The sequence below is a fragment of the Streptomyces sp. NBC_01451 genome, assembly GCF_036227485.1.
Lineage (GTDB): Bacteria > Actinomycetota > Actinomycetes > Streptomycetales > Streptomycetaceae > Streptomyces.
Map to the genome: position 1 here is coordinate 6,897,125 of NZ_CP109479.1, position 18,735 is coordinate 6,915,859.

Genomic DNA, 18,735 nt, shown 5'->3' on the forward strand with positions numbered 1-18,735 from the left:
TGGTCCCTGTGCGGAACCTACTCTTCGCGCGTCATGGACTACTGCCACACCTGCCAACGGCACCTCGACAAGGCACTTGCCTGCCCGGAGTGCGGCGCGTCGGACGAACCCCTCCGCACCCACGGGGAGGAGGACCGCGTGCGCTCGGAAGCGGGGGCTGAGGCGGACGAGGACGGTTCGGATGAGCCGCGCCCCCTTGGGCGGGCGGCTGCCCGGAACCGCGGACGCGGCCGTGCTCGTGGCCGTGGCCGCGGCCGTACGCGGGCCATGGCTCAGGACACCGAGGAAGCCCAGGACGCCGAAGACGCCCAGGGCGCACACGACGCCCAGGACACCGAGGGCGTCGAGGGCTCGGAGGGCGTGGAGGGCACCGGCCGGGTCGGCGCCAGCAGGCGCGACCGCAAAGCCGCAGCGCATCGACGGCGACGGCGGCGGACGCTGTTCGTCCTCGCGGGGTTCGTGCTCGCGGCGGGCGGACTGAGCCTTGCCGAGCTGGGTACGGACGCTCCGGGGTCGACCCCGGAGCCCGCGACGGTGACCGGCGAGGCGTCGGACGGCAAGGCGAAGGCGGAGGCCGACGACACGGAGTCCCCCGGGTCCGAGGAGTCGGCCTCGGCCGACAGCCAGGCGCCGGACTCGGCGTCCGCGGACACATCGACGTCACGGTCCGCGCCGGAGGGCACGGGATCGCCGTCCCCCTCGGCCTCGTCGAGCAGAAGCACGGGCCCGCAGCCGGCACCGGACGTCACGGCGCCCGAGCCGACCAGGGCCGAGTCCTCGACCACCCCGACTGACTCGACGACCCCGTCCCCGGACGGGACGACGGCGGACCCGACTCCGGAACCGTCCCCCTCGGACACGTGCGTGGACATTCTCCTGGGGTGCGGCTAGGTCTGTCGTCAGGGGCAGGGGCAGGGGCAGGGGCAGGGGCAGGGGCAGGGGCAGGGGCAGGGGCGCCGGGGGACCGTGATGAAGGCCGTGGTGCCGAGCCTGACAGAGAAGGGGCTCGGCACCACGACCGCGGACACCGGGACGGGAAGAACCGGTGCCGCGTCCTCGCGGGACGGGCGGTGGGCTACTCGGACTTGGTCCTGTACCCCGTCACCTTCGCGATCCACGTGATGAAGTCCGCCGCGTCGTCGTTCGCCCCGTGCCCCGAGTCCCAGTACATGGCCGCGTTCACGTCGTCGCCCAGCCCCTCAAGGCTCGCCGCGAGGTTGCCCACCACCGACAGCGACGTGTCGCTGTCCTTCGTGCCGACCCGGATCCACCAGTGCTTCGCCCGCGACGGATTCCGCTTCGCAAGGAACGGCATCGGGTTCATCAGCGTCAGCTTCTCGGGCAGGTCGCTGTCCAGTCGCGCACTGCTGCTGCCCTCGTGCCGCAGGCTGTACAGCGTGAAGTGGCGGGCCTTCGTCGTCCCCGTCCCGAAGAGGTTGTTCTCGCCCGAGGACAGGTCGAACGCGTCGAACGCCGGCGTGTCCTTCTTCCGTGCCCCCACATGCGTCAGGAAGTCGGCCCACGTGAAGGTGGCCTTCCCGCCGGACCACGTAATGAAGGTGTTCGCCGCCAGATATGTCGAACGCGCCGTCTCCGAAAGGGACTTGAGGTACTTGGTGGCGGCCGGCTGGAGGAAGGTCCGCAGCAGGTAGTCGTCCAGGTTGCGTGCCGTCAGCGCGCCGAACCCCCGTGCCCGGAGCTTGAGCGACGCCTGGTACTCGGTGAACGCCGTGCTCAGTTCCTTCGACACCGTCTGGTCCACCAGCGAACCCGAACTCAGCTTGTTGGCGCCCCAGTTCCACTCGTACGCCATGTCCGCGTGTTCGAGGTCGGTGATCGGGCACCAGTCGCCGCTGGCGAAGATCGCGTCGCTCGCGTCCGCCGCGCCCAGCGCCTTCAGGTACTTGGCGTACAGCGGGCTGTCGCCGGACGCCCCGAGCAGTGCGGACAGAGCGCCGCCTGCGCTCGTGCCGGAGGAGACGATCCGGTCGGTGTTGCCCGGGATGCGGCCCTTGTTGAAGCGGACGTAGCGTACGGCGGCCTTGAGGTCGACGATCGCGGCGGGCGCGGTGCCGTAGTAGGTGCCGGACGAGTCGACGAGCGTACGGCCGCGTGCCCCCGGTTCCACGACCACGTATCCCGCGGCCAGTCCCAGTTTGGCGTTGCTCACCATTTCGCCCTGGCCGTCCACCTGGGCGTTGCCGCCGGACTCCACCTCGCCCGATCCGGTCGAGGCCGAGGCGGAGGGGGACGCCGTGGGGGCGCCGCCTCCGGGCGTGCCGGTCATCTCGGCGCCGCCCACTCCGGTCGCGTCCGCAACCGACGACGGCATGTATCCGCCCACCGAGTTGGCGAACAGGATGGGCGCGCGGGTCGCGTCGACCGCCGTGCCGTCGATCTCGACGGGGACGCTGACGTTCAGGCTCTGGTACTTCTCGTCCACCGGGTTCGTGACGTACGTGATCGCCTTGTAGAAGTGGTACTTCACCGACTTGTCGCCGGCGTCCGTGGTGATCGTCGTGGTCAGCTCGGTGTACGCGTCCTTGTCGAAGGCGAGCGCGCCCGACGAGGAGGCCGACGACGTGGACGTCCCGGTCGCCATGGCCTCGTTGCTCATGAAGGTGGCGATCGCCGGGACTGCGACGGCCGCGCCGAGTCCTCCGATTACGGTCCTGCGCTTCACGATGTCTCCTCGGGTCCGTGAGGGGGGTGTCTGCGCATGCGAACGTATTTTGGTGGCGGCGAAATCGTCAACAATTTCGTCGAACTCATCACCGACGCACAGCTGCCCCTCATGGAACGTAAAGCCGTCCCGCGCCCGTGCCGGTGGCTAGGCCTGGGGTCGCGCCTCCGTCATCCGCAGCAACAGGCCCCGCAACAGCACCCGTTCCTCGTCGGACAGCCCGGCCAGTGGCTCCCGGGCGAAGTCCAGCGAGTCGCGCAGGCTCCGTGCGACCCGGAGTCCCTCGTCCGTGCAGGCGGCCAGTTTCACCCGGCGGTCCGAGGGGTCGGGGCGGCGCTCGACCAGGTCCCGGGACTCCAGCCGGTCCACGATCCCGGTGACGTTCGACGGCTCGCACCGCAGCTTCCGTGCCAGCTGCCGCATCGGCAGTGGCCCCAGCGAGAGCAGGCTCAGCAGGCGGGCCTGTGCTCCGGTGAGGGAGTGCTGGGTGGCCGCCTCCTCGTACTCCTCGTGATAGCGGGCCACGACCGCGCCGATGAGGTCGATGACCTCCAGGGTCAGGGGGTCGCGGCGGCGGGTCTTCTCCGGTGTGGCCATGCTCTCCACACTACCCTTTTACTTGACATCATGAAATATTCAGGAGCATCATTGTTTCAGGTAGTGAAACAAGTGAGCCTGAACATCTGAGCCGCACCGGAAGGCCCCCCTCATGTCCGACGCCCCCGCCCCCGCCCTCCCCGCCGTCAACCGCGAATGGCACCTGCTCAGCCGTCCGGTCGGCGTGCCCAAGGCCGAGGACTTCGCCCTCGTCGAGGCCGAGGTCCCGCAGCCCCGCGAGGGCCAGGTGCTGGTGCGGAACCTGTACGTGTCCGTGGACCCCTACATGCGCGGCCGGATGAGTGACGCCAAGTCGTACGTCGCCCCCTTCGAGCTGGGCAAGGTCATGCAGGGCGGGGCCGTCGGCGTGGTCGTCGAATCCAACGCCGAGGGCCTGTCCGTCGGCGACCACGTCCTGCACTTCCTCGGCTGGCGCGAGTACGCGGCCGTGAACGCGAAGGACGCCGTCAAGGTCGACCCCGAGGCCGCGCCGCTGTCCGCGTACCTCGGTGTTCTCGGCATGACCGGCCTCACCGCCTACGCGGGCCTCCTGCGCACCGCCTCCTTCAAGGAGGGCGACGTGGTGTTCGTGTCCGGCGCGGCCGGTGCCGTGGGCGGCCAGGTCGGCCAGATCGCCAAGCTGAAGGGCGCCTCCCGGGTCATCGGCTCCGCCGGCTCCGCCGAGAAGGTCAAGCTGCTGGTGGAGGAGTACGGCTTCGACGCCGCCTTCAACTACAAGGACGGGCCGGTCGGTTCGCAGCTGCGCGAGGCCGCTCCCGACGGCATCGACGTGTACTTCGACAACGTGGGCGGCGACCACCTGGAGGCGGCCATCGGTTCCCTCAAGCACGCCGGCCGTATCGCCATCTGCGGCATGATCTCCGTCTACAACAACACGGAGCCCGCCCCCGGCCCGAGGAACCTCGCCCGCCTCATCGCCACCCGTGGCCGCATCGAGGGCCTCCTCGTGGGCGACCACTACGACCTCCAGGCCCAGTTCGTCGAGGAGGTCGGCGCCTGGGTCCGCTCCGGCGAGCTCAAGTACCGCGAGACGGTCGTCGAGGGCATCGAGAACAACCTGGAGGCGTTCTTCGGGGTGCTGCGCGGCGACAACACCGGCAAGATGATCGTCAAGTTCTGAGCCGACAGCCCTTCTGCACGGCCTTCTTGACGGCCGTCTGCGCGGCCTTCCTGACGGTATGACCGAGGCCGCACCCCTGGACGTGGGGTGCGGCCTCCGCCGCCGGACGGGAGAACGGGTCAGCCGCGCAGCGCCGCTGTGTGCGCGGCCCGTACGAACCGCTCGTTCTCCGGCGCCGCTCCGCCCGGGAAGGCGTAGCGGCGGCGGGTGTAGCCGTAGGCCAGACCGCTGTGCGGGTCGGCGAAGGCCTGGGAGCCGCCCGCGCCGCTGTGACCGATCGTCCCCGCGCCCAGGAACGGGTAGGCGACGTCGGCGGTCTTCTGGAAGCCCAGGCCGAACGACTTGTGGGTCCGGGCCACCAGGTCGTAGCCGGCCGAGTGGAACTGGCCGAACTCCGCCACCGTGTCCGGCTTCAGCAGCGGCGCGTGCTCGCCCACCTCACTGATCGCCGCCGCGTACAGCCCGGCCAGCCCACGCGCCGACGCCACCCCGCCGACGGACGCCGGACCCTTGGCGCGGACCACCCGGTGGTTGGGGAGCGATTCGATGTCGGTGGGCTCGACCCCGTTGCGGTTGAAGGCGACCGACGCGAGCGTGTGCGGTCCGGAGGGCAGCGAGTCCAGCAACTCCCGTTCCTCCGGCGTCGGCAGCATCGGCTGGACGGTACGGAAGCGCGGCTCCAGTGCCTCCGGCAGCCCCAGGTGGAAGTCGAGGCCGTAAGGGGCGCGCACCCGCTCCTCGTGGACCTCCTGGAGCGTACGGCCCGTGGCGCGCCGTACGATCTCGCCGGTCAACGCGCCGATGACCAGGGCGTGGTAGCCGAAGGCGGTGCCCGGGCGCCAGAACGGGCGCTGGTCCGCGAGGCGTTCGGCGATCAGCCGGTCGCAGGCCAGCTCCTCCAGGGTGAAACCGGCGTCCGCGCCGACCAGACCGGCCCGGTGCGCGAGCAGGTCGCGCAGGGTCAGCGCGGCCTTGCCCTCGGCGGCGAACTCCGGCCAGTAGTAGGTGACTTTGCGATCCAGTTCCAGCGTGCCCTCCTGGACCAGCAGGGCGACCACGAGGTGGGCGGCGCCCTTCGTCGACGAGTACACGCCGTAGAGGCTGTCCGGCCCCGGGCCCGGTTCGGTGTCCGGCCCGGAGTCCGGGGCCGCCCACAGGTCGACGACCCGCCGGCCGTGCACATACGCGCACAACTGGCCTTCATAGTCCGGCAGTTCACCGGCGACGAAGGCGGCGAACTCCTCCCGCACCGCCTCGAAGCCCTCGGCGACCGTGCCCCGGACGAGTCGTCCTGCGGCCCCGGTGGTCTCCTGCGTCATCCCCTGTGTCATCGGCTCTCCTTGCTCGTCGTACCGGTCGGCGCGGTCGGCACGCTCAGCAGAGCACGTGCCACCTGCGCGAACTCCCCCTTGGGATGGTCCCGGAACAGCGGCTCGGTACCGAACAGCACCGCGTGCGGCCCGCTGACCACCGACGCCTGTCCCGCCGCTGCCGCCGGCCCCCCGGACCCGTCCGCCAACGGCCGCCAGTGCCCGGCGACGAGAGGGTTCCCCGCCGCGTACGACTGGTCGACCCGCACGCCGGGTCCCAGGTCCGTGAACCAGACGGGCGCGTAGACGAACCCGTGGTCCGGCGCCCCGCCGGTGACCGGGCTCCGGCCCGAATTCACCACCCGGACAACGCCGTTGGCGTCCCCGTTGCCCTCGACCGGCCTGACGGCCAGCAGCCCGGCGGCGGAGTTCAGCGCGGCTCCGTCGGCACCCCGGCCGACCAGCCCCCGGGAGCCGAGGAAGGCGTCGAGCGCCGTACGGGCGGCCGGATTCAGACCCTCGTACGCCACACCCTGCGACACGAACAGCACATCCACCGCCGACCAGTCGAAACCGGCGTTGAGGACGGCCGTCGACACCGGCGTGACCTCGAAGTCCATCTCGCGCAGCGCGAACAGCTCCCCGGGCGTGACGGCCGCGGCGACCCGGGTGCGTCGCAGGGCCGCCGTACCGGTCGCCTTCGTCGCGTCGAAGGCCACGTCGTACCTGCGGGCCAGCGCGACCGCCCTCCCGCGCGCCGACGCCGGGACGATCGCACTGCCGTCCGCTGCCCGCTGTACCGAAACCCCGTCCCGGAGAAGGGAGTTGAGGGCGGCGATCGCACGCGGGTCGTCCAGCCGCAGCCGGAGTCTCCCCTGCGGAGCGACATAACCGACCCGCGCGGCAGCGGTGACCGCCCGCAGGGGAACGCCCGACAGGCTGACCCCGTCGACCGGTTGGACGGTCGCGCCCCACAACCGGCCGAGACTCCAGCCCGAGATGTCGTACATCACCGACACCTTGTCGCTGATGTCCCGCCCGTCGGCGAGCAGCACGTTCGCGAGCCCGCGCTTCGGCTGGCGCATGTCGACGACGTACGAGCCCTTCGCGTACGTCCGTCCGCCGAGCCGGAACGCATGGCTCGCGCGGGTGACCCGGACGTCGTTGGCGAGCAGGTGGTCCACCAGCCGGGCGGCGGCGGGCCCGGAGCGCTGGGCCGTGGCGCCGGCCGGAATGACGTACGCACGGGGGAAGGCGGTCGTGTAGACGTCCTCCGGCCCGATCCCCGGCACCCCGGGGACGGTCGCCGCCGACACCGGCACCTGCGCGGCCCCCGAAGCGCCGCGCCGGAAGACCTCGATCTGGTCGGCGACGAGCGAAGTCCGGTGCTCCCGCACGTAGTCGAGGGTCGCCGTGATGGCCGCGCCGGCCACGGCGACGTTGATCGCGCTGCGGCGGCGCAGCTCCTCCACCGGCAGGGTGTCGTAGGCCCGGTTGTTGACCGTCATGGGGATCTCGACGGTGTGCGCGGCGACCGTGCCGTGGAAGGCCGCGTACTGCGGGGTGAAGATCGGCGGCCAGTCGTCCCAGCCCTCCTCCTGGTCACGGAACGGGATCTGGGCGGGCTCGACGCCGTCCTTCGCCGGCGTGTAGCCGAGGCCGTTGACCGCTGCCTCCATCCCGAGGGCGTTGGCGTAGGTGTTCTTCAGGAAGAGGTCGTACTCGTAGTTCTCGCCGTGCGGGGGAGTGGTGGGCTCGATGAGGGTGCCGTTGACGTACCCGTGCAGATCGAGCATCACGGTCGGCTGCTTGTCGATCTCGATCTGCCGCATCGCCCGCCCCTCGGGCTGCGAGGAGGTGACGAAGTCCCGGTTCAGATCGAACCCGTTGGCGTTGGCACGGGTGCCCGCGATACGGCCGTCCGGGTTGGCGGTGATGTTGAAGTAGAGCCGGCTGTGCGCCAGCAGGTCCCGCGTCCCGGCGTCGGTGGCCGTCGCGAGCCGCTCGACGAGCTTCAGGGAGGCGTCGGTGCCCTCCCACTCGTTGCCGTGGATGTTGTTGTTGACGAAGACGGGTGCCTTGTAACTCCGCTTCACCGCCTGGCTCCTGGCGGCGGCCGAGGGCGCGTTCTCGATCAGCTCGCGCATGTCCTCCTGGGCGCGCGTCTGCGCCGCGCTCTCCGGCGCGGTGACCGTGACGAGATACAGCCGGTGCCCGCCCGCGGAACGGCCCGCGACCTCGACGCTCACCCGGTCGCCCAGCTTCTGGAGGGCGTTCAGCTTCGGCGCGATGGCGTGGTACGGGGTCAGGCCCAGCTTGATGGACCTGTCCGCCGGGTTCTCCGGGTCGGGGGACAGGGTCTGCTCGCGGGGGTAGCCGCGCCCCCTGTCGGAGAGGTCGGTGACGGGGGCGGTGAGGGCGCGGACGGCGGCCCCGGCGGGGGTCCTCGCGGCGCGCGGGCCGTCCGCGGACCGCGCGGCCTCCGCCTCCGTGCCGGCGCCCTCCACCCCCTCACGGGTGACGGGCCTGCGGTCGGCGGTGGCGCTGTGGGGGGTGAGCAGGAGTGAACCCGCCGTGGTGACGGCGAGGACGGTGAGCAGAACAGGGCTCGGTGGAACGGGTCTTGTGCGACGCACGCGTACCTTCTCCCATGCTTCCTGAACGTCCTGTGCTTCCTGAGATCGGTACGGCGAGATGTACCCTCTCGACTCAACGCCAACAAGAGGGTCTCCGCGCCACGGATGCCCCGGACGGCGGATGCGGAGGGGGCCGGAAGGGTCCCCGATAGAGTTCCCCCATGAGCGATCTCGCGGCAGGTTTCCGCTACCTCCTGAAGGGCCAGCGCTGGGTCGCCCGACACGGCAGGCAGTACGGATTCGGGCTGCTCCCCGGCCTCCTCACGCTCGTCCTCTACCTCGCCGCCCTGACCGCCCTCGCCCTCTACGGCACCGATCTCACCGCCTGGGCCACCCCCTTCGCCGACGGCTGGCCGAGCCCCTGGCTCGGCCTCTTCCGCGGCTTCCTCACCGCCCTCCTCTTCGCCCTCGCCCTGCTCCTCTCGGTCCTCACCTTCACCGCGATGACCCTCCTCATAGGCCAGCCCTTCTACGAGAACCTCTCCGAGAAGGTCGACCGGGACGTGTCACCCGACGGCACGGCCCCCGAGTCGGGCCTGCCGCTGCTCAGGGAGTTGTGGATCTCGGCCCGCGACAGCCTCCGGGTCCTCGTACGGGCCCTGTGCTGGGCCCTGCTCCTCTTCGCCCTCGGCTTCGTCCCGGTCGCCGGGCAGACCGTCGTCCCCGTGCTCGGCTTCATGGTCACCGGCTTCTTCCTCACCGAGGAGCTGACCGGCGTCGCCCTCCAGCGCCGCAGGGTCGAACTCCGTGAGCGCCTGGCCCTGTTGCGCTCCCGCAGGCTGCTCGTGTGGGGCTTCGGCACGCCGCTCGCCCTGGCCTTCGTGGTGCCCTTCGTCGCCGTCTTCCTGATGCCGGGCGCGGTCGCGGGCGCCACGATGATGGCCCGCGACCTGCTCGGCGAGGAGACCCGGGAGTCCTCGGACGCCGAGGACGACGAGGACGCCGACGATCAGGAGACGTCGGCCTCGTCCTCCTGACCGGCGGAGTCACCGGAGGCGTCCACCGCCACGGTCAGGATCGACCGGACCTGGGCGATGATGTCCAGCCGGTTCCGCACGAACTCGGGGTCGGTCACGGCCCCGGTCGCCGGGTCGGTGTTGCCCGTCCCGAACTGAAGCACCGGCGTGTGCACATGTCCGCCGGGCAGCGTGGCGCCCAGACCGAGCCGGTCGCGCAACAGGGTCGCCCGGTAGGCGATCTCGTTGGACAGGTAGTTCCCGCCGCCCCCGGCCCGAGCCGTCGACCCGTCGGTGGGCCCGTCGGCCCGGACGACGGGATCGGTGCCGCCGGCCGGTATCTCGGTCACGCTCGTGTTGTCGTACACGGGGAACCGCCCGGTGTTCGCGGCGACAATCGCCTTGTAGGGCAGGGTCGTCGACGTCCACTGCGGCTGCGAGGCCGGGTCGCCGACCGGAACGGTCTCCGTCCGGCCGATGTTCTCGTTGTCCGGGAAGCCGCCCCGCCAGGCCCCGTTGGTCCGCTCCACGTCGAACCGCCCGACCCGCCCCTGACTCACGGTGGCGAACAGATCGACCTTCGGCAGGACCGGCTTCAGCGCCCGCTCCACCGTGCCCTCCGCGAAGTCCTGCCAGCGCACCGGGAACACGACGGTCTCGATCCTGACCCGGCCCTCCGCGGTCTCGATCACCGTGCCGTCGAGGGCGAGCGCGGTGGCACCGGACGGGTTGGAGATCCGTATGTCCCGGTCGAGCGTGAACGGATCGAACCCGGTGACGAGCACCCGCTTCAGCGCCCCGCCGCACGGATACCGGACCGACGTCTGCCCGCGCGAGTTCCGCTCCAACTCGGTCGACAGCGAAGCCCGTTGAGCGTCACTGAGCCCGAACGACGGCTCCCAAAGCCGCAGTTCACGAATCATGGCGAGCCGCGCCCAGTACAGCGGCCGGTCGTCGTCCCGGCTCAATCCGCCATCGGCCGGCCCGCGTCCCTGCGCCCGGTCGACGGCCCGCTGCCACAGCGCCGCTCCCTGGCGTACGACCAGTCCGCGGGCCTGCGCGTACGAGCGCGCGCCGCCGAGCGCCCGGGCGAACGCCGGGGCCACGGCGTCGAACCCGGAACGCCTGAGGATCTCCTGCGGCGCCGCCCCGTCGAGCCGCCGCTCCTCGACCGTGGGTGGTGCGGCCGAGGTGTCCGCCGCCGAGGCCGTGGCGGGCGCGGAGAGCCCCGCCAGCAGTGCGAGTCCGAGTATGCCGATCCGAACACGTGGGGAATCCAAGGGAGTTCAGCCTTCCGTCGTCGTGGGGACACAGCAGTGGGGTGCTGCCGGACGGCCGCAGTATCGCGTGGCGGAAGTGGTCTACGCCATAGTGGGAGCCGGGGAGACGTTCATGCACTTCGACGAGGAGGCGCCCACGTGACGGAGACACCGCAGGGATCGCAGGCACCGAGCGACAAGGCACGTGAGGCGGCCGTCGAGGCTGCTCTCGGCAGGCTCGACCTGGACGACAAGGCCCGGCTGCTGGCCGGGCAGGACATGTGGTCGCTGCCCGAGCTGCCCGGGATCGGACTGCGGTCCCTGGTCATGTCCGACGGCCCGATCGGTGTCCGCGGTACCCGCTGGACCGCCGACGACCCTTCCGTCGCGCTGCCCTCCCCGACCGCCCTCGCCGCCACCTGGGACCCCGAACTCGCCCACAGGGCAGGCGTTCTGCTGGCCCAGGAGGCCCGCCGCAAGGGCGTCCACGTGCTCCTCGCGCCCACCGTCAACCTGCACCGCTCCCCGCTCGGCGGCCGGCACTTCGAGGCGTACAGCGAGGACCCGTACCTCACCGGGCGGATCGGCGCCGGCTATGTGAACGGCGTCCAGTCCGGCGGCGTCGCCACCACCGTCAAGCACTTCGTCGCCAACGACGCCGAGACCGACCGCTTCACCGTGGACAACCAGGTCTCCGCCCGCGCCCTGCGCGAGCTCTACCTGGCCCCCTTCGAGGCCATCGTCGAGAACGCCCACCCCTGGGGCATCATGACCGCCTACAACACGGTCAACGGCACGACGATGAGTGAGCACCGCTACCTGGTCAACGAGGTCCTGCGCGGCGAATGGGGCTTCGACGGCTACAACGTCTCCGACTGGATGGCCGCCCGCTCGACCACCGGCGCCATCGACGGCGGCCTCGACGTCGCCATGCCCGGCCCGAGGACGGTGTACGGAGCCCCCCTCGCCCGGGCCGTACGGGACGGACGCGTGGCCGAGGCCACCCTCGACGGGGCCGTACGCAACGTGCTGCGCCTCGCCGCCCGCGTCGGCATCCTGGCGGGCGCCGAACCGGCCGTCGCCGACACCGGCCTCCCCGCGCCGGTCGACGGGGAGGCCCTGGCCCGCGAGATCGCCCACCGCTCCTTCGTCCTGGTCCGCAACCAGGGCGCCCTCCCGCTGCCCGAAGGGCGAACGGTCGCCCTCATCGGCGCCGCCGCCCGCGACGCCCGCGTCCTCGGCGGCGGCTCCGCCACCGTCTTCCCGGCCCGTGTCGTCTCCCCGCTCGACGGCCTCACCGCCGCCCTCCCCGAAGGCACCCTGACCTACGCCGTCGGCGCCGACCCGAACACCGAACTCGCCGTCGCCGACAAGGGGTTCGCGCTGCGCGCCGTCTGCCGCGACACCGCCGGCACGGTCCTCGGCACCGGTTCCGCGCCCAGCGGCCAGATCAACTGGATGGGCGCGGACCTCCCCGACGGCGTCACCCACGACCGGCTCCACACCGTCGAACTCACCGGCACCTTCACCCCGCGCGCCACCGGCCCGCACACCTTCGGCATCAAGGGCCTCGGCGCCTTCACCTTCACCGTCGACGGCACGACGTACTACGACGACGTCCAGACCACCGACAGCGACGACCCCTTCATCTCGTTCTTCGGCGACCCCGAGCCCCGCGCCGAGGTCCGACTCACCGCGGACACACCGGTCGAGGTGTCCCTCACCCACGCCGTCGTCTTCCCCGCCGACGCCGCGATGAAGTCCGTCGGCTTCAGCCTGTGCCACCAGGAACCGCGGCGCGACCCCGACGAACTGATCGCCGAGGCCGCCGAGGCCGCCCGCGCCGCGGACACCGCCGTCGTCGTGGTCGCCACCACCGACCGCGTCGAGTCGGAGGGCTTCGACCGCGCCGACCTCCGGCTCCCGGGCCACCAGGACGACCTGGTGCGCGCCGTCGCCGCCGCCAACCCGAACACCGTCGTGGTCGTCAACTCCGGCTCCCCGGTGGAGCTGCCCTGGCGCGACGAGGTCGCCGCCGTGCTGCTGAGCTGGTTCCCCGGCCAGGAGGGCGGCGCGGCCCTGGCGGACGTACTCACCGGCGACCGGGAACCCGGCGGCCGGCTCCCCACCACCTGGGGCGCGCTCACCGACGCCCCGGTCACCCGGGTGACCCCGACCGATGGCGAACTCCCTTACAGCGAGGGCGTGTTCATCGGCTACCGCGCCTGGGAGAAGGAGGGCAGGACACCCTCGTACCCCTTCGGCCACGGCCTCGGCTACACCGACTGGACGTACGGGACGGCCGAGGCGGAGGCGAGCCGGGAGGACGGCGTGACGGTCACCGTCCGGGTCACCAACTCGGGTGCGCGCGCCGGCCGGGAGGTCGTCCAGGCGTACCTCGCACCGGTCGCTCCGGACCCCGACCGCCCGGCCCGCTGGCTCGCCGCCTTCGCCGGGATCGAGGCCGGGCCGGGCGAAACGGTGGAAGCGGTCCTCGAACTCCAGCGCCGCGCCTTCGAGATCTGGGACGAGTCCGCCGACGCCTGGGCCTTTGTGAAGGGTTCGTACGAAATCCAGGTGGGTCGCTCGATCACCGACCGCAGGCTCACCGCGCCGATTACGGTCTAACCGAGGGCAGTCCGCCCCACCAGCCGGCCCCGGCCCGGGACCTGACCCCCGGACCGGGGCTCGCCGGCGGCCGGTGCGGGCAATGGACCGCGCACCCCAAAAGCCGCGCGCCGCACCCCGTACCTCGCTCTCAGTCCCGTACCCCGAACCCGAACACCGTCTCCGAGCGGAACGTGTCACCCGGCCGCAGTTCCGTGCTCGGGAAATCGGGCCGGTTCGGCGAGTCGGGGAAGTGCTGCGTCTCCAGGGCGATGCCGCGCCTGGGGCCGAACGGCTCGCCCAAGTGGTCGGCGGTGTAGAGCTGAAGGCCGGGCTCCGTCGTCGCCACGGTCAGGAACCGCCCCGAGGCCGGGTCGTGGAGCTCGGCGACCGCGACCGCGTCAGCCGTCCGCCCCTTGTCGAGGACGAAGTTGTGGTCGTACCAGGCACCCACCTCCCGCTCCCCACGGAAGTCGAAGCGGGTACCCGCCACCGGCTCGACTCCCGTCGGGATCAGGTCCGCGTCGACCGGGGTGTACCGCGAGGCGTCGATGCGCAGTGCGTGCCCGGCCGCGCTGCCGGAGGCATGCCCCGCCACGTTCCAGTACGTGTGGTTCGTCAGGTTGATCACCGTCGGCGCGTCCGTGACCGCCTCGTACCCGATCCGCAGCGCCCCGGCCGCGTCCAGCGTGTACGTCGCCGACAGCTCCAGGCGCCCCGGGAACCCCTCCTCGCCGTCCGGGCTCACCCGGGACAGCCGCACCCCGTGCTCGACCGGCTCCGCGTCCCACACCCGCTTGTCGAAACCGTGGACGCCCCCGTGCAGGCAGTTGGGCGCGTTGTTGCGCGCGAGCCGGTACGTCCGGCCGTCCAGCGCGAAGGCGCCGCCCGCGATGCGGTTCGCGTACCGACCCACCAGCGCGCCGAAGTACGGCTCCGGGTGCGCCAGATAACCGTCCAGGTCCGGGAAGCCCAGCACCACGTCCACGAGCCGCCCGGCCCGGTCCGGAACCTCGACCGACTGCACGATCCCGCCGTACGACAGCACGCGCACCCGGACCCCGGAACGCTCCAGCGTCCAGCGGTGGACGGGGGTGCCGTCGGAAAGTGTGCCGAAGAGTTCGTTCATGTGGGCCATGCGGAAAACCCTAGGTCACCGCCTTCTCGCCGGTGACCCCGCGGTACGCCAACTCGGCCAGCCGCGCCTGCCCGTCGCGGCTCGGATGGAACCAGTCCCAGGGACTCAGCTGTCGTACGCCGAAGTCGAAGTCGAAGACCGCGCCGCCGTCGAACCGGCACAGCCGATCCGTGGCGCACACCTCTTTCAGCGCCGAGTTGTACGCCTCCACCCGCGCCCGCACCTCGTCCCGCCGCGCGGTCGCCGCCGCGTCGACGGCGTCCGGGTCGGCGAGCATCGACTGACAGATCCCCAGCTTCCACACCGCCTTGCCCGTCGCACTGGTCCGCCCCTGCGACCAGAGCCGCTTCAGATCCGGCACGCTCGCCACATACACCTGGCTCCTGGGCGCGGCCGTACGCAGGGTCCGCAACGCCTCCTCGAACGAGGACCGGAAGGCGGCCACCGGCGTCATCTCCGCCACCGACGCCCGGCACGCGTCGTTGGCCCCCGTCATGACCGTCACCAGCGCCGGCTTCCGGGCGGCGGCCTGCGTCATCTGGGCGGGCAGACCGGCCATCCGGGACCCGCTGACCGCGTAGTTCCAGCTGCGCGAGGCAGCCCCGGACGCCCCCAGCAGCCGTACGGCCAGACTGTTCACTTCCTTGTCGCTGCCGGTCGCCCAGGACGCCTCGGGGCAGTCGGACAGCACCGAACAGGCGTCGAAACCGCGCGTGATGGAGTCGCCAACGGCGGCTATGGAAGCCGGGCCGGTGTCCCAGCCCGGCGTCGGGGTGGCGGACGGCTTCGCCTGCGCCCGCGTGCCGTCCGGAGCCGGAGACGTGCCACCGGCGGCGTCACACCCGGCGACGCCCAGCAGGGCCGCCGACACCACGGCGACGACGGCCCGCGAACGGTGACTTCGTTTCCGCATCCTTCGGGTCCCCTCGGTCGGCGTGCAATGGCTCTCGCCCTTAACAACGCACGACAGTTCCCGAACCGAAAACAACTAATGCACCAGACATCGCAACGTCGCACACCCGTACAAGCGTCCCCCTGGGTGAATGGCAGGCGTTTCATGGCATCGGGACCGACGGTACGTCACACTCCTTGCGCCGTCGCACGGTAGCCTCGCCATCAACGCGGCTGCCCGTCGGCGCTGCTCAGCCAGTCCGCAAGATGTCCCGCTCTGTCCGGAGGTTGCAGTGACGACACGTGGAGTTCTGTACGTGCACTCCGCGCCGCGCGCGCTGTGCCCGCACGTCGAGTGGGCCGTCGCCGGAGTGCTCGGCACACGCGTCAGCCTCGACTGGATCCGCCAGCCCGCCGCACCGGGCACCTGGCGCTCCGAGTTCTCCTGGAAGGGCCAGGTCGGCACCGCGTCCAAGCTCGCGTCGGCCCTGCGCGGCTGGCAGCTGCTCCGCTTCGAGGTCACCGCGGAACCCTGTGCCACCGCCGAGGGCGAGCGCTATAGCTGCACCCCCGACCTCGGCATCTACCACGCCGTCACCGGCATCCACGGCGACATCCTCATCCCCGAGGACCGCCTCCGCGCCGCCCTCACCCGTTCCCAGCGGGGCGAGACGGACCTGGAGGCCGAACTGGCCAAGCTTCTGGGCAAACCCTGGGACGACGAACTGGAGCCGTTCAGATACGCGGGCGAGGGTGCCCCGGTGAGATGGCTGCACCAGGTGGTGTGATCTCCGTACGCGAAGGCCCCCACCGAGGGCACTTGGGTTCTAGGAGTCGTCGCAACACCCCAGCTCAAGGGGTGCGATGGAGTTCGAGATCCGCAAGGTGCGGACGGTGGCGCAAGGGCGTAGGCAGCTGGTCCGTGAGCGGGAGGAATACTTCCGGCTCATGGATCAGGGCCTGAGCAGCTTGGAAGCCTGCCGACGCGTCGGGATCAATATCCGGACGGGCAAGCGGTGGCGCAACGGCCGCAACCCGTCGGGCAGGCACAAGGCGGCGCCACCGGTCAAAGCGGTGGCGCCGTCTCCCGGTCCGTCCCGGTATCTGCGTGAGGCCGACCGGATCCACATCGCCGACCGGCTGCGGGAGAAGGCCACGGTCCGCACGATCGCCGCCGAGCTGGGTCGCAGCCCGTCCACCATCAGCCGGGAGATCTGCCGCAACCGGCACCCCGGCAACGGCCAGTACCGGCCCTTCGCCGCCCAGGCCCGCGCCGACTCCCGCCGGCCCCGGCCCAAAACCGGCAAGATCGGCCAGAACCCGCAGTTGCGGGACTTCATCCAGAACCACCTGGACATACGGTGGAGCCCGGAGCAGATCTGCCAGGCTCTGCGGGCACAGTTCCCCCGGCGGCCGGAGATGCACGTGGTCCACGAGACGGTCTACCAGGCCCTCTACGTCCAAGGACGCGGCGAACTCCGCCGCGAACTGGCCAAAGCCCTCCGCTCGGGCCGCACCCGCCGCAAACCCCAGCAGCGCCAGCCGCGGTTCTCCACCCCCATGGTCATGATCAGTGAACGCCCCGCCGAAGCCGAGGACCGGGCCGTTCCCGGCCACTGGGAAGGCGACCTGATCATCGGCAAGGACGGCGCCTCCGCCATCGGCACGCTGGTCGAGCGCGCCACCCGCTACGTGATGCTGCTGCACCTGCCCGACGGCCGAACCGCCGAACATGTCCGCGACGCCCTGGTCGAAACCGCCCAGACCCTGCCCGCCCACCTGGTGCGGTCACTGACCTGGGACCAGGGCTCCGAGATGGCCGCCCACGCCTCCTTCACCCTGGCCACCGACATCCCGGTCTACTTCTGCGACCCGGCCAGCCCCTGGCAGCGCGGTTCGAACGAGAACACCAACGGCCTGCTGCGGCAGTACTTCCCCAAAGGCACCGACCTTGCGGTCCACACCCGCGAACGCCTGGACGCCGTTGCCGCCGAGCTCAACGGCCGCCCACGCAAAACACTCGACTGGGAAACCCCAGCCGAGCGCCTGCATAAACTGCTCGCGGCCTGATCAACCGACCACGTGTTGCAACGACCCCTCGAATCCGCCAAATCCGGTGGGGGCCTTCGCGTACTCATGTATGTGCCGGTGTCCGTCAGACCGACCTGAACGCCAGCACCACGTTGTGCCCGCCGAATCCGAACGAGTCGTTGAGCGCGGCGATACGCCCGTCGACAGGCAACTTGCGAGCCTCCCCACGCACGATGTCCGCGTCGGCCTCGGGGTCGAGGTTCTCGACGTTGATCGTCGGCGGCGCGACCCGGTGATACAGCGCGAGCACCGTCGCCACCGTCTCGACCCCGCCGGCCCCACCGAGCAGATGCCCGGTCATCGACTTGGTCGCGGACACGGCCATGTGGTCGACGTCCGCGCCGAACACATTGCGCAGCGCCTTGAGTTCGGCCACATCGCCCGCAGGAGTCGACGTCGCGTGCGCGTTGACGTGCACGATCTCCGCCGGGTCCAGGTCGTTGTTGGCCAGCAGGTTCCGCAGGGCCGCCGAGATACCGCGCCCCTCCGGCTCCGGCTGCACGATGTCGTGGCCGTCGGCCGAGATGCCCTGGCCGATCGCCTCGGCGTAGACCCGCGCACCGCGTGCGGCGGCGTGCTCGGCGGACTCCAGGACGACCACACCGGAGCCCTCGCCCATCACGAAGCCGTCGCGGCCCGTGTCGTAGGGGCGGGACGCGCCCTGCGGGTTCTCGTTGTTCTTGGACATCGCCATCATGTTGCCGAACGCGGCGATGGGCAGCGGGTGGATGGCCGCCTCGGTGCCACCGGCGATGACGACGTCGGCGCGGCCGGTGCGGATCATCTCGATGGCGTAGCCGATGGCCTCGGCGCCCGACGCGCAGGCGGAGACCGGGGTGTGCACGCCGGCGCGGGCACCGACGAGCAGACCCACGTTGGCGGAGGGGCTGTTGGGCATCAGCATCGGGACGGTGTGCGGGGAGACGCGGCGTACGCCCTTCTCCTTCATCACGTCGTACTGGTCGAGCAGGGTCGTGACCCCGCCGATGCCCGACGCGATGACCGCGCCGAGCCGGTCCGGGTCGACAGCCGGGTCCTCGCCGGCGCGGTCGGTGAAGCCCGCGTCGGCCCACGCCTCCTTGGCGGCGATCAGCGCGAACTGCGCCGACCGGTCCAGCCGGCGGGCCTGGGGCCGCGGGATGACCTCGGACGGTTCCACGGCGATCTGCGCGGCGATCCGGACGGCCTGCTCGGCCGCCCACTCCTGCTCCAGGGGACGGACACCGGACTTGCCGGCGACCAGACCCTCCCAGGTAGAGGCCGCGTCGCCACCCAACGGTGTGGTTGCGCCGATACCGGTGACGACCACGGTGCGATTGGTCGGGCTCACGGGAATTCCTTCTCCAACGGATACGGGAGGACAACCCCCGCACAGGCGGGGAGAACGGCGCCACCGCCGGGTGGCGGGGCTGAGGGGGCCGGCCGA

The 18,735-nt window shown here is 71.4% G+C and carries 14 protein-coding genes; 6 read left to right on the plus strand and 8 right to left on the minus strand.

What is annotated here, in order from left to right:
* Positions 1-33 precede the first annotated feature (33 nt).
* Positions 34-891 (plus strand): SCO2400 family protein, encoded by an 858-nt coding sequence (locus OG595_RS30280; protein WP_443073182.1) that lies wholly within the window; start codon positions 34-36, stop codon positions 889-891.
* Between the two features lie 184 nt (positions 892-1,075).
* Here OG595_RS30280 and OG595_RS30285 read toward each other — a convergent pair whose 3' ends face one another.
* Both OG595_RS30285 and OG595_RS30290 read right to left on the minus strand, forming a co-directional pair.
* A complete protein-coding gene (locus OG595_RS30285; protein ID WP_443073371.1) occupies positions 1,076-2,617 on the minus strand; it encodes a subtype B tannase in 1,542 nt (513 codons plus the stop codon).
* A 213-nt stretch (positions 2,618-2,830) separates the two neighbouring features.
* On the minus strand, positions 2,831-3,280 hold the full coding sequence (locus tag OG595_RS30290; RefSeq protein WP_329277456.1) for a MarR family winged helix-turn-helix transcriptional regulator: 450 nt from the start codon (positions 3,278-3,280) through the stop codon (positions 2,831-2,833).
* Between the two features lie 112 nt (positions 3,281-3,392).
* Between OG595_RS30290 and OG595_RS30295 the strand changes: the two genes are divergently transcribed.
* Positions 3,393-4,421 carry an NADP-dependent oxidoreductase gene (locus tag OG595_RS30295; RefSeq protein ID WP_329277458.1) on the plus strand — a complete coding sequence of 343 codons (1,029 nt, stop codon included), beginning with the start codon at positions 3,393-3,395 and terminating at the stop codon, positions 4,419-4,421.
* Positions 4,422-4,540: 119 nt separating this feature from the next.
* On the opposite strand, the gene OG595_RS30300 is transcribed toward OG595_RS30295, so the two are convergent.
* Positions 4,541-5,740 carry a serine hydrolase domain-containing protein gene (locus OG595_RS30300; protein ID WP_329283343.1) on the minus strand — a complete coding sequence of 400 codons (1,200 nt, stop codon included), beginning with the start codon at positions 5,738-5,740 and terminating at the stop codon, positions 4,541-4,543.
* 8 nt (positions 5,741-5,748) lie between these two features.
* A complete protein-coding gene (locus tag OG595_RS30305) occupies positions 5,749-8,367 on the minus strand; it encodes a M14 family zinc carboxypeptidase (protein WP_329277460.1) in 2,619 nt (872 codons plus the stop codon).
* A 161-nt stretch (positions 8,368-8,528) separates the two neighbouring features.
* On the opposite strand from OG595_RS30305, the gene OG595_RS30310 reads away from it, so the two are divergent.
* Complete coding sequence (locus OG595_RS30310) at positions 8,529-9,344, plus strand: EI24 domain-containing protein (protein ID WP_329277462.1); 816 nt, start codon at positions 8,529-8,531, stop codon at positions 9,342-9,344.
* Here the strand turns inward: OG595_RS30310 and OG595_RS30315 are convergent.
* The gene (locus tag OG595_RS30315) at positions 9,317-10,603 is read right to left on the minus strand and encodes a pyroglutamyl-peptidase I family protein (protein ID WP_329277464.1); all 1,287 of its coding nucleotides are present in this window, start codon (positions 10,601-10,603) and stop codon (positions 9,317-9,319) included. The genes OG595_RS30310 and OG595_RS30315 overlap by 28 nt on opposite strands.
* Positions 10,604-10,741: 138 nt before the next feature.
* Here OG595_RS30315 and OG595_RS30320 point away from each other — a divergent pair, with 138 nt between their 5' ends.
* The gene (locus OG595_RS30320; RefSeq protein ID WP_329277466.1) at positions 10,742-13,210 is read left to right on the plus strand and encodes a beta-glucosidase; all 2,469 of its coding nucleotides are present in this window, start codon (positions 10,742-10,744) and stop codon (positions 13,208-13,210) included.
* A 130-nt stretch (positions 13,211-13,340) separates the two neighbouring features.
* Here OG595_RS30320 and OG595_RS30325 read toward each other — a convergent pair whose 3' ends face one another.
* Together OG595_RS30325 and OG595_RS30330 are read right to left on the minus strand one after the other, a co-directional pair.
* Positions 13,341-14,318: an aldose epimerase family protein gene (locus OG595_RS30325; RefSeq protein WP_329283345.1), complete on the minus strand. Its 978-nt coding sequence runs from the start codon at positions 14,316-14,318 to the stop codon at positions 13,341-13,343.
* Between the two features lie 19 nt (positions 14,319-14,337).
* On the minus strand, positions 14,338-15,240 hold the full coding sequence (locus tag OG595_RS30330) for an SGNH/GDSL hydrolase family protein (RefSeq protein WP_329277467.1): 903 nt from the start codon (positions 15,238-15,240) through the stop codon (positions 14,338-14,340).
* 271 nt (positions 15,241-15,511) lie between these two features.
* On the opposite strand from OG595_RS30330, the gene OG595_RS30335 reads away from it, so the two are divergent.
* On the plus strand, positions 15,512-16,006 hold the full coding sequence (locus OG595_RS30335; RefSeq protein ID WP_006374635.1) for a DUF3145 domain-containing protein: 495 nt from the start codon (positions 15,512-15,514) through the stop codon (positions 16,004-16,006).
* Between the two features lie 76 nt (positions 16,007-16,082).
* Positions 16,083-17,288, plus strand: coding sequence for an IS30 family transposase (locus OG595_RS30340; protein ID WP_329273683.1), 1,206 nt, complete (start codon positions 16,083-16,085; stop codon positions 17,286-17,288).
* A gap of 85 nt (positions 17,289-17,373) precedes the next feature.
* On the opposite strand, the gene fabF is transcribed toward OG595_RS30340, so the two are convergent.
* Complete coding sequence (gene fabF, locus OG595_RS30345; protein ID WP_329277471.1) at positions 17,374-18,639, minus strand: beta-ketoacyl-ACP synthase II; 1,266 nt, start codon at positions 18,637-18,639, stop codon at positions 17,374-17,376.
* Between the last annotated feature and the right edge of the window lie 96 nt (positions 18,640-18,735).

What these genes read in the sequence shown, in the direction of transcription:
- OG595_RS30280 (WP_443073182.1), top strand. Translation starts at nt 34, where the DNA reads ATGGACTACTGCCACACCTGCCAACGGCACCTCGACAAGGCACTTGCC.
- OG595_RS30285 (WP_443073371.1), bottom strand. Translation starts at nt 2,617, where the DNA reads ATGAGCAACGAGGCCATGGCGACCGGGACGTCCACGTCGTCGGCCTCC.
- OG595_RS30290 (WP_329277456.1), bottom strand. Translation starts at nt 3,280, where the DNA reads ATGGCCACACCGGAGAAGACCCGCCGCCGCGACCCCCTGACCCTGGAG.
- OG595_RS30295 (WP_329277458.1), top strand. Translation starts at nt 3,393, where the DNA reads ATGTCCGACGCCCCCGCCCCCGCCCTCCCCGCCGTCAACCGCGAATGG.
- OG595_RS30300 (WP_329283343.1), bottom strand. Translation starts at nt 5,740, where the DNA reads ATGACGCAGGAGACCACCGGGGCCGCAGGACGACTCGTCCGGGGCACG.
- OG595_RS30310 (WP_329277462.1), top strand. Translation starts at nt 8,529, where the DNA reads ATGAGCGATCTCGCGGCAGGTTTCCGCTACCTCCTGAAGGGCCAGCGC.
- OG595_RS30325 (WP_329283345.1), bottom strand. Translation starts at nt 14,318, where the DNA reads ATGAACGAACTCTTCGGCACACTTTCCGACGGCACCCCCGTCCACCGC.
- OG595_RS30330 (WP_329277467.1), bottom strand. Translation starts at nt 15,240, where the DNA reads ATGCGGAAACGAAGTCACCGTTCGCGGGCCGTCGTCGCCGTGGTGTCG.
- OG595_RS30340 (WP_329273683.1), top strand. Translation starts at nt 16,083, where the DNA reads ATGGAGTTCGAGATCCGCAAGGTGCGGACGGTGGCGCAAGGGCGTAGG.